The 14,085-nt window shown below is 60.9% G+C and carries 15 protein-coding genes; 3 read left to right on the top strand and 12 right to left on the bottom strand.

Annotation, left to right across the window (positions count from 1 at the left end):
* Positions 1–138 precede the first annotated feature (138 nt).
* The gene (locus tag RY113_RS01955; RefSeq protein WP_245932231.1) at positions 139–843 is read left to right on the top strand and encodes a DedA family protein; all 705 of its coding nucleotides are present in this window, start codon (positions 139–141) and stop codon (positions 841–843) included.
* Positions 844–974: 131 nt separating this feature from the next.
* Here RY113_RS01955 and rdgB read toward each other — a convergent pair whose 3' ends face one another.
* The 6 genes from rdgB to clpS form a co-directional block, all read right to left on the bottom strand.
* On the bottom strand, positions 975–1,595 hold the full coding sequence (rdgB, locus tag RY113_RS01950) for an RdgB/HAM1 family non-canonical purine NTP pyrophosphatase (protein ID WP_315913118.1): 621 nt from the start codon (positions 1,593–1,595) through the stop codon (positions 975–977).
* Positions 1,595–2,335, bottom strand: coding sequence for a ribonuclease PH (rph, locus tag RY113_RS01945; RefSeq protein ID WP_110106659.1), 741 nt, complete (start codon positions 2,333–2,335; stop codon positions 1,595–1,597). Before rph ends, rdgB begins: the two co-directional genes overlap by 1 nt.
* A 111-nt stretch (positions 2,336–2,446) precedes the next feature.
* A complete protein-coding gene (locus tag RY113_RS01940) occupies positions 2,447–3,244 on the bottom strand; it encodes an MBL fold metallo-hydrolase (protein WP_110106658.1) in 798 nt (265 codons plus the stop codon).
* A gap of 2 nt (positions 3,245–3,246) precedes the next feature.
* Positions 3,247–4,269 (bottom strand): glutamate racemase, encoded by a 1,023-nt coding sequence (gene murI / locus RY113_RS01935; protein WP_315913117.1) that lies wholly within the window; start codon positions 4,267–4,269, stop codon positions 3,247–3,249.
* A gap of 61 nt (positions 4,270–4,330) precedes the next feature.
* Positions 4,331–4,897: a DUF2017 domain-containing protein gene (locus tag RY113_RS01930; protein ID WP_110106657.1), complete on the bottom strand. Its 567-nt coding sequence runs from the start codon at positions 4,895–4,897 to the stop codon at positions 4,331–4,333.
* Positions 4,890–5,195, bottom strand: a complete 306-nt coding sequence (gene clpS / locus RY113_RS01925; protein WP_110106656.1) for an ATP-dependent Clp protease adapter ClpS — start codon at positions 5,193–5,195, stop codon at positions 4,890–4,892. The genes RY113_RS01930 and clpS overlap by 8 nt, the downstream gene beginning before the upstream one ends.
* Positions 5,196–5,271: 76 nt before the next feature.
* On the opposite strand from clpS, the gene RY113_RS01920 reads away from it, so the two are divergent.
* Positions 5,272–6,585: a nicotinate phosphoribosyltransferase gene (locus RY113_RS01920; RefSeq protein ID WP_315913360.1), complete on the top strand. Its 1,314-nt coding sequence runs from the start codon at positions 5,272–5,274 to the stop codon at positions 6,583–6,585.
* 10 nt (positions 6,586–6,595) lie between these two features.
* Positions 6,596–7,213: an isochorismatase family protein gene (locus RY113_RS01915; RefSeq protein ID WP_315913116.1), complete on the top strand. Its 618-nt coding sequence runs from the start codon at positions 6,596–6,598 to the stop codon at positions 7,211–7,213.
* Between the two features lie 21 nt (positions 7,214–7,234).
* On the opposite strand, the gene RY113_RS01910 is transcribed toward RY113_RS01915, so the two are convergent.
* From RY113_RS01910 to RY113_RS01885, 6 genes are all read right to left on the bottom strand, one after another.
* Positions 7,235–9,001 carry a DEAD/DEAH box helicase gene (locus tag RY113_RS01910; RefSeq protein WP_315913115.1) on the bottom strand — a complete coding sequence of 589 codons (1,767 nt, stop codon included), beginning with the start codon at positions 8,999–9,001 and terminating at the stop codon, positions 7,235–7,237.
* A gap of 106 nt (positions 9,002–9,107) precedes the next feature.
* Positions 9,108–9,434 carry a DUF3039 domain-containing protein gene (locus tag RY113_RS01905; RefSeq protein ID WP_110106653.1) on the bottom strand — a complete coding sequence of 109 codons (327 nt, stop codon included), beginning with the start codon at positions 9,432–9,434 and terminating at the stop codon, positions 9,108–9,110.
* 195 nt (positions 9,435–9,629) lie between these two features.
* Positions 9,630–10,412: a glucosamine-6-phosphate deaminase gene (nagB, locus tag RY113_RS01900; protein ID WP_315913114.1), complete on the bottom strand. Its 783-nt coding sequence runs from the start codon at positions 10,410–10,412 to the stop codon at positions 9,630–9,632.
* A 161-nt stretch (positions 10,413–10,573) separates the two neighbouring features.
* Positions 10,574–12,157: a transporter gene (locus tag RY113_RS01895; protein ID WP_315913113.1), complete on the bottom strand. Its 1,584-nt coding sequence runs from the start codon at positions 12,155–12,157 to the stop codon at positions 10,574–10,576.
* Positions 12,139–12,924 carry an ABC transporter ATP-binding protein gene (locus tag RY113_RS01890; protein WP_315913112.1) on the bottom strand — a complete coding sequence of 262 codons (786 nt, stop codon included), beginning with the start codon at positions 12,922–12,924 and terminating at the stop codon, positions 12,139–12,141. The genes RY113_RS01895 and RY113_RS01890 overlap by 19 nt, the downstream gene beginning before the upstream one ends.
* Positions 12,925–13,064: 140 nt before the next feature.
* Positions 13,065–14,009, bottom strand: a complete 945-nt coding sequence (locus RY113_RS01885; protein WP_315913111.1) for a tetratricopeptide repeat protein — start codon at positions 14,007–14,009, stop codon at positions 13,065–13,067.
* Between the last annotated feature and the right edge of the window lie 76 nt (positions 14,010–14,085).

The following is a 14,085-nucleotide window of genomic DNA, read 5'->3' as shown; positions in this document are numbered from 1 at the left end:
ACCGCTAACCTCGTTGGTTCATTACTCATGTAACTAACCATACGACCATAGTGGTGACTGTCAACCCCAAAGATCGTCCCAAGGGTGGAGATATCGCACAGGGAAGTAACGTAATCTTGGATCGTGATACTTACTGCATTGAGTGCCTCCGCCCTGCCCGCGCTCGTGGGACACGGGGCCGTGCCGTCCCTCGGCATCCTGCCCGACTGGCTGGACCCCATGAACATGTTGGACCACCCGGCACTTGGTTTTTGGGTGGTCATCATTGCCTGCGCCATCATCTTTGCCGAGACTGGCCTGCTGGTGGGTTTCTTCCTACCCGGCGATTCTCTGCTCTTTACGGCAGGCCTGCTGGTGAGCACCGGCGGTATGCCCGTCAACATTTGGGTGCTCATGGGAATGCTGATTGTTTCAGGTTTCCTTGGAAACCAGCTGGGCTACTACATCGGTTACAAGGCCGGCCCCGCCATCTTTAACAAACCAGAATCCAAACTGTTCAAGAGGCAGCACGTTGAGAGTGCTCACGCCTTCTTTGAAAAGCACGGCGGCAAGGCCCTGATTCTGGCCCGCTTCGTCCCCATTGTCCGCACCTTTGTCCCCGTCATTGTGGGCGTGGCCAAGATGGATATGCGCAAGTTCCTGATCTTCAACGCCATTGGTGCCGTTGCTTGGGCTGGCGGCGTCACCTACCTCGGCTACGTCTTGGGTGACAATTTCCCCTGGGTCCAAAAAAACCTGGACATAATTTTCATCGGCATCGTGGCCCTCTCGGTCATTCCCATCGGCATTGAATTCATTAAGGCCATGATCAAGCGCAATAAGAAGAGGGCTTCACAGGCGTAGTTCTTCCACCACCACGAAGGCGACCCCGGGCATCAGCCCGGGGTCGCCTTCGTTTTTCCACCTCTATTTCCCACCACTTGCATTCGCAGCGCCTGAATTCTCAGCGCCTGCAGTCGCCGTGGCGGCGAGATTCAGTGGGAGAGTGCCGTCACTATGTGCGGCAGCAGTGCGCGGAAGGCATTGCCGCGGTGGCTGATGGCGTTCTTTTCCGCGCTGCTTAGCTCGGCGCAGGAGACCTCCAGCCCTGAGGGCGCCAAGATGGGATCGTATCCAAAACCGCCCTCGCCGCGGGGAACACTGAGCAAAGTTCCCTCAAGAGTTCCCTCTTCCACAACATCCAAGGACCCGTCTGCACTGGCTAGTGCCGCGGCGCAAACAAAACGTGCGCTGCGGTGTTCGGCACTGATGTCGGAAAGCTGAGCGAGCAGCAGATTCAGGTTCGCCGTGTCATCTCCATGCGTCCCTGCCCAGCGGGCCGAGAAGATCCCCGGGGCCCCGCCCAGGACATCCACGGCCAGTCCGGAGTCATCAGCAATGGCCAAGACGCCACTGAATTGCGCCACGGCATGAGCCTTAAGACGTGCGTTATCTGCGAAGGTGACCCCTGTTTCCACAACATCCGGGGCGTGGATGGCTCCGGCGTCGAGCACGTCAGTATCAACGTCCAGGCCCGGGATCTGGCCCCGCAGCAGCTCCCGGAGCTCACGCAACTTACCCTGGTTGTGGGTGGCGAGGATGAGCTTGGGCGCCATTAGTTGGCGAGGGTTTCGCGCTGGATACGGGACAGTTCCGTGGTGCCCAGCAGGGCCAAATCCAGGAGCTGATTGAGCTCATCGCGGTCAAACGGGGCGCCTTCCGCGGTGCCTTGAACCTCAACGAACTTACCCGAGCCGGTGACAACAACATTCATGTCCGTCTCTGCGCGGACGTCCTCAACGTAGGGCAGATCCAGCATGGGAACGCCGTCGATGATGCCTACGGAGATGGCGGAGACGGTGTCAATCAGCGGGTTTGCGTTCTTGGCAATCAGCTTGTTTTCCTTGGCGTAGGCAATCGCGTCGGCGAGGGCCACGTAGGCGCCGGTGATCGCGGCGGTGCGGGTGCCGCCGTCGGCCTGCAGAACGTCACAGTCCAGGACTATGGTGTTTTCACCCAGGGCCTTGGTATCGATGATGGAGCGCAAGGAGCGGCCAATCAAGCGGGAGATCTCGTGGGTGCGCCCGCCAATTTTGCCCTTGACTGATTCACGGGAGTTGCGGGTGTTGGTGGCGCGCGGCAGCATGGCGTATTCGGCCGTGACCCAGCCGGTACCTTCCCCCTTGAGCCAGCGCGGCACACCGGGGGTCAGAGACGCGGTGCACAGGACCCGGGTGTTGCCGAATTCAATGAGGGCCGAACCTTCGGCCTGCTTGGACCAGCCGCGGGTGATGGTGATGTCGCGGAGCTGGTCATTGCTGCGGCCGTCGGCGCGCAGTGTTTCATTTGTTGTCATGCATACCAGCCTATAGCCTCGCGTGCACGGGCTGCCGCGGTCTTCGGAGTCCGTTGTTAAGATTTGAGGCAGGTGCACAGGCCTCCAATCTTAACAACGGTCTCCGGTCTCCTAGATCGTGTAGTGCACACCCGCCACGGCACCGGCCACGTCACCGGAATACACTTCACGGGCTTCGGCCACCACCTTGTTGGTGTCCGTCCACACGGGGATGTGAGTGAGCAGCAGCCGCTTCACGTTAGCCCGGGCAGCAGCTGCTCCGGCACGTTTTCCTGTGAGGTGCACGTCTTTGATGTGATCATCCCGGCCCTCTTCGAAGGCCGCCTCGCAGAGGAAGAAGTCGGCGTCTTGGGCGGCGTCTTCCAACCCTTGACAGCTGTCGGTGTCACCGGAGTATGTCAAAACGGAGGTTCGGTCCATGCCGGTGCCATCGTATTCAGTGACTTCCACGCGCAGCGCGTAGGCCTCCGGAGTGGGATGGTTCACTGAATAGGGGGTGACCTTGAATGGGCCTACGCTCACGGGTTCACGTTCTTGCCAGTTGATGAAGTCAAATTCTTCGCGCATGCCTGGATCCAGGTCCAGTCCGTAGGCGGTGGCAAGCCTGTCTGCTGTGGCTGCCGGGCCCCATACGGGAATCGGTCCACGGTGCCAGCCGTATGGACTCCACCGGACGGCCACGTGCAGCCCGCACAAGTCCATGCAGTGATCTGGGTGCAGGTGGCTCAGGAAGATGGCATCAATGTCCTCTAGGTCCATGTACCGTTGCACGGATCCCAAGGCTCCGCTGCCCAAGTCAAGGAGCACACGCCAGGGCCGAACGCCGTCGTGCGCTGTCAGCAGGTAGCAGGACGCGGGCGAGGCCGGGCCGGGAAAGGACCCGCTGCATCCAACAATGGTCAACTTCATGGCTACTCCCCCGCAATACTTCCCGGAACAGCAAGTCTGCCTATGGAAGCCTGCAAAACAAAATTGGATTGCTGTGTGACTGCGCCACCGCCTGGTTTCTGTGCGGCGGCAGCGAGCATGTCCGGGGTGATGCGGGCTAAAGATCCTGTGGGGTAATGCGCAGCAACATGGCTCACCTGTTCCACTCCGCGCACCTCCGGACCCAGAAAGCGCCTGGCCAGCACGCCGAAGCTGGCGGCGTCACCGGTTGAGAGGAATTGGTGGGTAGGAGCAGCCACTGAGACACGTTCCAGATCGTGGCTGACAAGGGCCCGGTACACATCTTTGGCTGTTTCCTCGGCACTGGATACCAGTGTCACTGTGTCCCCCATGACGTAGGAAATTACGCCCGTCAGCAAGGGATAGTGCGTGCAGCCCAGGACCAGCGTGTCCACGGCGGCTTTTTTCAAGGGCGCCAAATACTGTTCCGCCGTGGTTAGTAACTCTGGCCCGGCCGTGATCCCCGATTCCACGAACCGGACAAAATCAGGGCACGCCACGGAGGTAATTCTCAGGTCCGGGGCGGCCGCGAACGTATCCTCGTATGCCCTGGATCCCACAGTTGCCACCGTGCCAATGACGCCCACGTTTCCAGTCCGGGTGGCCGCCACGGCCCGCCTCACGGCTGGCTGAATGACCTCAATGACGGGGATGCCGTACCGTGCCGTGTAACGTTCACGGGCGTCACGCAGAACCGCCGCCGATGCTGAGTTGCAGGCGATCACCAGCAGTTTCACGCCCGAATCAACCAGCTCATCCATGACGCCCAAGGCGTTGGCCCGGACTTCGGCTATGGGCAGCGGACCGTAGGGGCCGTTGGCTGTGTCACCCACGTACAGGATCGACTCATTTGGCAGCTGATCGATGACGGCACGGGCCACGGTCAGGCCGCCCACGCCGGAATCAAAGATCCCGATGGGGCGGTCCGTCAAGGGTGGGCGGCCGGCTGGCTGTGTTTCGGTGGTGCGTGCTGGATTTGCGCTCATGATCGTTTCAACAATAGTTCCTGCGGCCCGGCTACAGATAATATTTGACGCCGGTGGCCACCTATTTTGTTCGTTGCAGTTCCACGAGCATGGCCTGCACCAGGCTTTCCTGTAGCCAGGAGACAAAGTTATAGACCAGCGAGAGGTAACTTTCTACATCATCTGCATCGCCCCAGTCCTGCACCTCATGGATCCGTTCGGCGTCTTCGGCAGTGCGGATAGCTAGCCTTTCGGCCAGCACCAGACGGACATCATTCAACGCCATGGCCCATAATTTGGCACCCTCACTATCTAAGACCAGCTTCTCGCTGTCCAGACCCAAGGAGGCTGCCCGCAACGCGCCGATCTTACTTTCGCGCAGGGAGCGTTCGGTGAGCTGGCGGAACTCCAGGGCGGAGTCGGCGTCGCCCGTGAGCGCGTCCGGCAGGAGCCTCAAGAGAGCGGGGTCCGTGGGGACACGGACATCCATGTCCAGGCCGATCAGCGCCGCCAGTGGATCCTCGTGGGCGGGGGTGGCCGGTTCAAGCATGGTGATGATGTCGGAGAAGAGCTTGCGCAGGAGGTCACGCTCAGCGGGTTCAAGGAATCCGGTGATGCCGCGGCGGCCGGCGGAAAAAGCTTTAGCCACGGGGGCCGCCCTTCACAACAGTTGCCCACAGGCCGAACCCGTGCATGGCTACGGCGTGGGCTTCCATCTTTTCCTTGGCACCATGGGCCACCGCGGATTTGCCCTCAGTGTGGACTTGGAGCATTAATTTCGCCGCCTTTGCCTCTGAATAGCCAAAATAACTTTGGAAAACGTAGCTAACGTAACTCATCAAATTGACCGGGTCATTCCACACGATCAATTCCCAGGGGATGTCCGGGGAGATGAGTTCGCGCGTTGATGCTTCCCGGTCTGTTTCCGGGGCTGTGCTGACACTCATATGTCCATTCTAGTGTTGCCCCACTAAAGTGAATTCCGTGACTACGCCAATAAGCTGGGGACAGCCCCGCACTTCACTGTTTACAGATCACTATGAGCTGACCATGCTCCAGGCTGCTCTGCACTCGGGTGCCGCACATCGCCGCAGCGTCTTTGAGGCCTTTGCCAGACGCCTGCCGGACGGCCGCCGCTATGGGGTTGTTGGCGGAACGGGCCGTCTGCTCGAAGGTTTGGAGCAGTTCCGTTTTGGCCCTGACGAGCTGAATTTTCTGGCCCAGAACAACGTTGTCAATGACGAAACCTTGGCCTGGCTCTCCGATTTCAAGTTCTCCGGAGACATTTACGGTTATGCAGAGGGCGAACTTTATTTCCCCAATTCACCCATTTTGACCGTCGAATCGACGTTTGCCGAGGCCTGCATTCTGGAAACGTACGTGCTCTCGATCCTGAACCACGACTCCGCTATTGCCTCCGCCGCCTCCCGCATGACCGGTGCTGCCGGAGCACGCCCCTGCATTGAGATGGGATCCCGGCGCACGCATGAGGAGTCCGCCGTGGCCGCCTCCCGTGCCGCCGTGATTGCCGGGTTCTACGGCACGTCCAACTTAGAAGCCGGCCTGCGCTACGGCGTACTGACGCTGGGCACCGCCGCCCACTCCTTCACGCTACTGCACGATTCCGAAGAGGATGCCTTCCGTGCTCAGCTCGGTTCCATGGGCAACGGCACCACACTGCTGGTTGACACGTACGACGTCGAAGCCGCCGTCCGTAAGGCCGTCGCCATTGCGGGACCCGCCTTGGGCGGCGTGCGGCTGGATTCCGGTGACTTGCTCGCCCAGGCACGGGATGTCCGGGCGTTGCTGGATTCGCTGGGGAACACGAACACGCGCATCACGGTGACCAGCGATCTGGACGAGTTCGCCATCGCAGCGCTGGCCGCAGCCCCCGTGGACGCTTACGGCGTGGGGACCTCCCTCGTGACCGGCTCAGGTGCGCCCACGGCGTCGATGGTGTATAAATTGGTGTCCCGTGAAGGTGACAACGGTGAGTTTGTGGCTGTTGCCAAGGCTTCCAAGAACAAAACCAGTGTGGGTGGGCGCAAGTACGCCACGCGCCGCCTGAACAACGAGGGTGTGGCTACTGCCGAAGTGGTGGGGATTGGTCACCGCCCGGATGCTGACGCCAATGACCGCCCGCTGCTGGCACGGTTCATGACCGAGGGCGTGCTGGAACCAGGGTGGATCGGTTCTGATGGTGTGGTGCGAGCCACCGCCCGGCACGCCGCATCCATGGCCGAATTGCCCGGAGCCGCCCGCCGGCTCCAACGCGGGGAGCCTGTGATCCCTACCGAATACGAAACAGCAGCACCTGTCCCTGCGGCAGAGAACTAAGGAGCATCCCATGGCCAAGGCCCTGATCATTGTTGACGTGCAGAATGATTTCTGCGAAGGCGGCTCACTCGCCGTCGCCGGCGGCGCCAACCTTGCAAGCGAAATCAGTGAATTCCTAGAAAACGCCCAAGACCTGGACTTTGTTGTTGCCACACAGGATTGGCATATTGACCCGGGTGCCCACTTCTCCGAGACCCCGGACTTTCTCAACAGCTGGCCTATGCACTGTGTGGCCGGCAGCAAGGGCGCAGCCCTGCACCGGAACCTGGATACTGAAGACATTGACGCATACTTTCGCAAGGGAAAGTTTGATGCGGCCTACTCTGGCTTCGACGGCCTGCTGGCACCTGAGGATGAGGTTGCCGTGGGTGAACGTGAGGCCCACGAATCTGTGGCAGAGGACGGCGAGGCCCCCATTAGCCTAGATGATTGGCTGCGCGAGAACGACGTCGAAGATGTTGTGATTGTGGGGATCGCCACGGACCACTGCGTGCGCGCCACTGCCCTAGATGCCATCAACGCCGGGTACAACACCACTGTGTTGCGGGACTATGTTGCAGGTGTAGACGAAGACGCCAGTGAGGAAGCTCTCGAGGAACTCAAAGACGCGGGAGTAGAGGTCAAGTAGCGGGCGGGCGCAGGAGCCGGGTTATTTCCGCCCAATAAACCAGTCTTGGAGCTTCTTCAACCGGGTCTGCAACTGCGTTTCATCAGCCTGTGCCACGGCCGGGCCGCCACAGATGCGGCGCAATTCGCTGTGCACCATGCCGTGGGGCATCCCTGATCGGGAACTCCACGCGGAGACGTTCTTGGCCAGCTCGCCTCGCAGATCCATCAACAGCCGGTGGTCCACCAACGGCGGCGCCTCGGGTTCGGGCGGAGATTTCTTGCGCTTGCGGCTCTGTTGGTCGGCCTGGCGTTGACGCAGTAACAAACCCATTTGGTCGGCGTCGAGAAGTCCTGGGATGCCCAGGAAGTCGAGCTCGTCTTCACTGCCAATCGCGCCGCCGGTACCGAACTCGCCGCCGTCGAACAACACCCGGTCAAAGGACGCCTGTGATTCCAGCGCCTCAAATTTGAATTTCTCCAGGGTGTCGGAGGCCTTTTCCTCGCGGTTGGCCTCCTCCATCTCGGAATCTTCTTCAATAAAGCCATCCGGATCCTTATCCGGACGGTCCAAGGCGTGATCGCGCTCCAGCTCAAGCTGGTTGGCCAGTGCCATCAGGTTGGGCACTGAAGGCAGGAAGATCGACGCCGTTTCTCCCCTTTTGCGGGCCCGCACAAAACGGCCCACGGCCTGAGCGAAGAACAGCGGAGTCGCCGTCGAGGTCGCGTACACACCAACAGCAAGACGCGGCACGTCAACACCTTCGGAGACCATGCGCACGGCCACCATCCAGCGCTTGTCCCCTGCCGAGAAAGAATCAATCTTGGCGGAAGCCTTGGCGTCATCGGACAAAATGACGGTAGGTGACTCTCCCGTGATCTTCTTCAACTCTGCGGCGTAGGCGCGGGCGTCCTCGTGATCTGTGGCAATCACCATGGCACCGGCGTCAGGCACTGCCCTGCGCACCTCGGTGAGGCGCTTGTCCGCGGCGGCCAGGACGGCAGGGATCCACTGCCCCTCGGGGTTCAGCGCCGTGCGCCATGCCTGCGAGGTGACATCCTTGGTCACAGCCTCGCCCAGCGTTGCAGCCATTTCCTCACCAGCACTGGTGCGCCAGCGCATTTGCCCCGAATACGCCATGAACATGACGGGGCGCACCACATGGTCCTTGAGCGCTTCACCGTAGCCATAGGTGTAATCAGCCTTTGACCGGCGAATGCCGTCCCTATCCTCGGCGTATTCCACGAACGGGATGGCCGCTGTATCCGAGCGGAACGGGGTACCCGTCAAGGCCAAACGGCGTGTGGCGGGGTCAAACGCTTCCCGGATGCCATCACCCCAGGACAAGGCGTCGCCTCCGTGGTGGATCTCATCCATGATGACCAGGGTGCGCGCGGCCTCAGTTTTGGCCCGGTGCAACATGGGCTTGCTGGCAACTTGGGCGTACGTGACGGCTACACCAATGAAGCCCTTGCCGTGGCGGCCATCAGCATTTTTAAAGTTTGGGTCAATCGCGATGCCCACCTTCGCCGCGGCGTCTGCCCACTGTTTTTTCAAGTGGTCGGTGGGTGTGACGATCGTGACCCTGTTGATCTGCCCGCGGCTTATTAGCTGTGTAGCAATATGCAGGGCAAACGTGGTCTTTCCGGCACCCGGGGTAGCAACGGCCAGGAAGTCCCGCGGGCTCTCGTTGAAGTACTTTTCCATGGCTTCTGACTGCCATGCACGCAGCTTTTGTGCTGTACCCCATGCGGCGCGCTCAGGATAGGCCGGAGGCAGCGACGGGCCACCAAACAATGTCTCCGTCACGAATTATCCGCCATCCTTGTCACTTCTTCCACGCTTCCGTTCCCACTTCCGGGCACGGCGATTGAACGGTTTTAAACCGTTCCCAAAAAAGAATTACAGCCCCGAACTAATTCTTGGGCTTCTTCGGGCCTTTGCCCTTGCCGCCACCCTCGGGGCGCAGTCCGTCATAGACCTCTTTGCACTCGGGGCAGACGGGGAACTTCTGGGGGTCCCTCCCCGGAGTCCAGACCTTGCCGCAGAGCGCCACAACGGGATCTCCGGTCATGGCCGATTCCATGATCTTTTCCTTGCGGACATAATGCGAGAACCGTTCGCTGTCTCCGGGCTCGACTTCCTGCTTCAGTTCCTGGCGCTCAATCACGGCAGTGGAACCACCGGTCTGGCCGGGTCCGTAGTTCGGATCGTTTTCAAAGGGGTCTGGAGGCAAACTCATAAATTCAGTCTACCGTCTTCACGTCCGCGACTCACCGTAGTGGCTCCCACATCACACTCCGTCTGAAGGAGAGGGAGCGTCCCTGGAAAACGCGCCGAAACTGCGGGAGCGTTGGGAGGGGACGGCTGCGGGAGCCCACCTTTTCGTTCAGGTGAGCTCCCGCAACCGCAGAAGTGGCGTCAGTGGCCCTACTTTTTACAGACCCTGCCAGGCGGGCTTGTTGTCATAGGCGTGGCGGTAGCTTGGAGCACCTGCCAACTTCGATGCTGCAGCCTCGTCAATGATGACGGTGGCCCGGGGGTGGAACTGCAGGATCGAGGCCGGGCACGCTGCGGACACGGGGCCCTCAACGAAGTCGCGTACGGCGTCGGCCTTGCCTGCTCCGAAGGCCACCAGAACCAAGTGGCGGGCATCCATGATGGTGCCCAGACCCTGGGTCACCACGTGGTGCGGAACTTGGTCAAGATGATCAAAGAAGCGCGCGTTGTCCTGGCGTGTCTGCTCGGCCAAGGTCTTGATGCGTGTGCGTGAGGCCAGCGAGGAGCCTGGCTCGTTGAAGCCGATGTGCCCGTTGGTGCCGACGCCCAAGATCTGCAGGTCAATGCCGCCCGCGGCAGAAATCGCATCCTCGTACGCTTGGCAGGCACCCAACAGATCCTCGGTGGAGCCATCCGGGCCGTGCACGTTCTCTGCTGCCACATCAACGCGGTTCGTGAACTCGCGGCGAATGACCTCGCGGTAGGACTCGAAGTGGCCCGCGGGCAGGCCCACGTATTCATCCAGAGCAAAGCCGCTGACCGCGGAAAAGTTCAGCCCCTCGTCAGCGTGGCGGCGGGCCAGCTCATCGTAGATGGGCAGCGGGGAGGAACCCGTGGCCAGGCCAATCACGGCGTTGGGCTTGTTACGCACCAAGGCCTCGATCGAGTCGGCGGCAAGCGCCCCAATTTCCTTGCTGCTGGGGAGGATGATGACCTCCATGAAACACGCTTCCTTTCACTGCCACCCTCAGAAAGCGGTGACTAACGGCTTGTCGCAGACGGGCGCAAGTGCACAGACGCCCCGCCAGCGCACTCCGCAAGCGGTGGCTGACAGGGCGCTTTTGCCTTGGGTCTGCTTTGTAGCTCTAACCATATCCAGTCTCAGCGATCTACAGAAACGGACTGCAACAATTCCGGTCCACGGCGCTCATATTGCGCCCCGCCAATGCGGATCCCCAAGACCACGTACAGGGCGCCGAGCAGCAGACCAACCAGCAAGGCCAACCAGCCAAACAGTGGCTGGCCGGTGACGGCACCAATGATGACCAGCACTGCTACGGGGGCAGCTAGTACCCCCGCACCGACAAAGCCGCCCAACTGAACCAACACGGTGGCAAAGCTATTGCCCGGCTTGGATTTCATGGGGCTCTCCCCCGGCAAGGGAGCCATCATGGTGAAGCGGGATGAGAGCACACTGGCCAGGCCCAGTCCTGCGCCGGTAGCACCCATTATCAGGCCCACGGCCGGTGGGAACTGCGCCCAGGTTCCGGAGACAACACTTCCGGCAATAGCAAAGAGCAATCCCAGTGGCAGTGCCAGGACGGCAGCAGCCAGAACACGTCCGGTCCTATCTGCCTTTCCACAAACACCGGAGGCCAAGTGCAGAGCGAACGCGGTGCTGTCATAGGAAATATCGGAGGAAATGCTCCACGCAATCATGAAAGCTGCAATGGCGCCGGAATAGCTCAGGATGGGTCCCACTGCATCCATCCCCCCCGTCTGAGAACCGCCAAATACCAGGACAACGGGGATAAGCGGGGAGATGAGCAGCCCCGCACTATAGCGCGGATCCCGGAACCAATAGGTGAGGCAGCGGGCAGCTATGGCGCCAGTGGGGGTTTGCGCGAACATGGCAAAGAAGCCCAACTTGCCCGGGTTGCGCCTGGCTGTTCCGGAGAACGCGGGGGTCACAAGAGCCCGGACCAGGCACACCTTCCACACCCAGGTCAGTGCCGCAATGGTTGCCAGCGCAATCAGGAATTTCACGGCGGCAGCACCATAGGCGCCGCTGGCAATGGCGGCTGGCACCGCCCAGATGGCGCCCAAAGGAGTCCAGGACACAGTGTTTGCCAGCTGGGGCAGGAAATCGGCAAAGTCAGTGATTCCACTGGAGATGCCGGCAATGATGGGGCCCATAAGCATCAGCGGGACCAGAACCACAATGCCGCTGACGTCCTTAAAACGGCGGGAGGATGCCAGACTGGTGCTCGCTGCCGTGATGGCACGTGAGGCAACAATGCAGGTCAGCGCGGCTAGGGCTCCGCAGATGAGGGCGGCAACAGCTGCCACCGGGTGGCGCCACCAGGCCGCGGCGGTGCCCACGGCGGCCAACAAGGTGATGGCACCTGGAATACCGATGAAACCTGAGAGCGCCAGGCCGGTCAGCATGCTCTTCATGGGGATGGCGTAGGTGGTGAAGCGGGCAGGGTCCAGTGTCATATCCAGTCCGGCGGCAACCACCGGAACAATAAGCCAGCCAAGGAACAGTGCCGCACCGGCAAGGACAAGGACGGTGCCTACCAGCGCCGAATCGGTGGCACCCAGCACGGCCAGGCCCACCAGCACCATGACCAAGATGCCCAGCCCGTACAGGGCCCCAATGATGAGCCCTACCAGTTGCCAGGGCGTGCGCTTCATGGAGTTGCGCAACAGCGCAACTTTTAGTCTTAAGAGGTGCGCAACCATGACAACCCCGCAGTCTGGTTACGGCCGCCAACAAGTTCCACGAACTTCTCTTCCAGGCTCATTTCGCCCCTGACCTCATCCACCGTGCCAGCAGCCAGGACTTTGCCGCCGGCAATCACGGCCACGTGGTCACACATGCGTTGGACCAGGTCCATGACGTGACTGGAGACAATCACGGTGCCGCCGGAATTTACGTAGTCATGAAGGATGTCACGGATATTGGCGGCGGAGACAGGATCCACCGATTCAAAGGGTTCGTCAAGGACCAGCAGCCTCGGGGCGTGAATCAGTGCCGCGGCAAGGGCGATCTTCTTCCTCATGCCGGCGGAGTAGTCCACCACCAGCGTCCCGGCGTCCCGGGTCAGGTCCAAGGCGGCAAGGAGGTCTTTCACACGCAACGCCACGGTGTCTTTGTCCATGCCCCGCAGGAGACCGGCGTAAGTGACCAACTGCTCACCGCTGAGCCGGTCGAAGAGGCGCACACCGTCAGGCAGCAGACCCATGAGCTTCTTGGCTTCCAACGGTTGTGCCCAAACGTCCAGACCATGGACGCTTACCTGACCAAAGTCCGGGCGCAGCAGCCCCGTGGACATGGATAGCGTGGTTGTTTTTCCGGCGCCGTTGGGCCCCACCAAACCGTAGAAGGATCCGGCAGGAACATCCAAGTTGATGTTGTCAACGGCCACCTTCTCGCCGAAACGCTTCGCCAGTCCGCGAATTGACAGGGCAGGTGGCCGGGTCTCTGAGGGCGCAATCGAGGTGTTCATGAAGACGACACTAGCAATCCTGAGGTTGCATGTGACTTATCCCAAAGGATGATTTTGGCACTTCCGTGTCACTCCGGCAATTGGCCCCACAAGAATGACACGGCAGCCACCCGCCGGCTTCGCGGCTCGAGAACGCAGCTTTAGAACAAGGCCCGGGCCAGTGCTTGCCGCGAAGCAGAAACGCGCGGATCGCTGATGCCCACGACGTCATACAGCTCCAAGAGGCGGATCCTGGCAGGTTCGCGTTCGGGGCCAAAATGCGTGGCAATGAACTTCACCAGCCGTGCCAATGCGTCCTCAACATGACCACCTGTCGCGTCCAGATCCGCAACGGCCAAGGCGGCTTCAAGATCGTCTTGATCGCTGGCTGCCCGGGTGCGCAGCTCCTCGGCCGCCACCACGTCGATACCAGCGGTCCGGCGCATCAGCTGCACCTGGGCCAAACCGATCTTAGCGTCGGAATCGTTGGGCTTTTCAGCTAAGACTTTCTCGTAGCTACTCTGCGCCGTTTCCAAATCCCCTGCTTCAATGGCGTCGCGGGCGGCCTGATGCAGTGGTGGCAGTTGCGGCTCGGGCACGGCCGCCGGGTCCTGCGCACCACCGAGATTGCCGGTAACACCGTTGCTGGCTGCGACCTTCAGGAGCTCATTGAAGAACTCCTTGACCTGTTCCTCGGGAAGCTCACCCTCAAACATGGGCACAGGCTGGCCCTTGATCAGTGCCACCACTGTGGGAACCGCTGTCACGCCAAAAGCTTGAGCAATTTGCGGGCTGCTATCAACATCGATCCGGCCGAGCGCCAACTGGCCACCGAATTCGTTAACAACCTTTTCCAGCATGGCGGTCACGTTGGCCGATTGCTGCGAGCGGCCAGAACCCATCGCCGCCACAACGGGAACCTGCTGCGAAAGCTGAACAAACTCTTGGAAACTTGCCTCGTTCACGTCCACCGCATAGGGCGAGGCGTTGGCGGAAGCGCCAGGCGCGGGGGCCGCGGCACGGTTTTTCAGGGCGGAAAGATCGACGGCGCCACGGAGGTTAACTCCGGACAGGCCGTTGGGTGACATGGGGCTGTTTTGACTCATGAACTCACTCTAACTGGGCAAGGCGGCGGCCTTAGCTAAATCTCGCCGCGGGTGAAACCTGGCAAAGGGGACTCAG

It is taken from the genome of Arthrobacter sp. lap29, from assembly GCF_032458965.1.
GTDB classification, from domain to species: Bacteria; Actinomycetota; Actinomycetes; order Actinomycetales; family Micrococcaceae; genus Specibacter; species Specibacter psychrochitiniphilus.
The sequence above is the reverse complement of the archived record's forward strand: the minus strand, read 5'-3'. Positions and strand labels throughout refer to the sequence as shown.

Excerpts from the sequence above, each read along its gene's own strand:
- rdgB (WP_315913118.1), bottom strand. The coding sequence starts at position 1,595 with ATGGCGCCCAAGCTCATCCTCGCCACCCACAACCAGGGTAAGTTGCGT.
- rph (WP_110106659.1), bottom strand. The coding sequence starts at position 2,335 with ATGACAACAAATGAAACACTGCGCGCCGACGGCCGCAGCAATGACCAG.
- RY113_RS01940 (WP_110106658.1), bottom strand. The coding sequence starts at position 3,244 with ATGAAGTTGACCATTGTTGGATGCAGCGGGTCCTTTCCCGGCCCGGCC.
- murI (WP_315913117.1), bottom strand. The coding sequence starts at position 4,269 with ATGAGCGCAAATCCAGCACGCACCACCGAAACACAGCCAGCCGGCCGC.
- clpS (WP_110106656.1), bottom strand. The coding sequence starts at position 5,195 with ATGAGTGTCAGCACAGCCCCGGAAACAGACCGGGAAGCATCAACGCGC.
- RY113_RS01915 (WP_315913116.1), top strand. The coding sequence starts at position 6,596 with ATGGCCAAGGCCCTGATCATTGTTGACGTGCAGAATGATTTCTGCGAA.
- RY113_RS01905 (WP_110106653.1), bottom strand. The coding sequence starts at position 9,434 with ATGAGTTTGCCTCCAGACCCCTTTGAAAACGATCCGAACTACGGACCC.
- nagB (WP_315913114.1), bottom strand. The coding sequence starts at position 10,412 with ATGGAGGTCATCATCCTCCCCAGCAGCAAGGAAATTGGGGCGCTTGCC.
- RY113_RS01895 (WP_315913113.1), bottom strand. The coding sequence starts at position 12,157 with ATGGTTGCGCACCTCTTAAGACTAAAAGTTGCGCTGTTGCGCAACTCC.
- RY113_RS01890 (WP_315913112.1), bottom strand. The coding sequence starts at position 12,924 with ATGAACACCTCGATTGCGCCCTCAGAGACCCGGCCACCTGCCCTGTCA.
- RY113_RS01885 (WP_315913111.1), bottom strand. The coding sequence starts at position 14,009 with ATGAGTCAAAACAGCCCCATGTCACCCAACGGCCTGTCCGGAGTTAAC.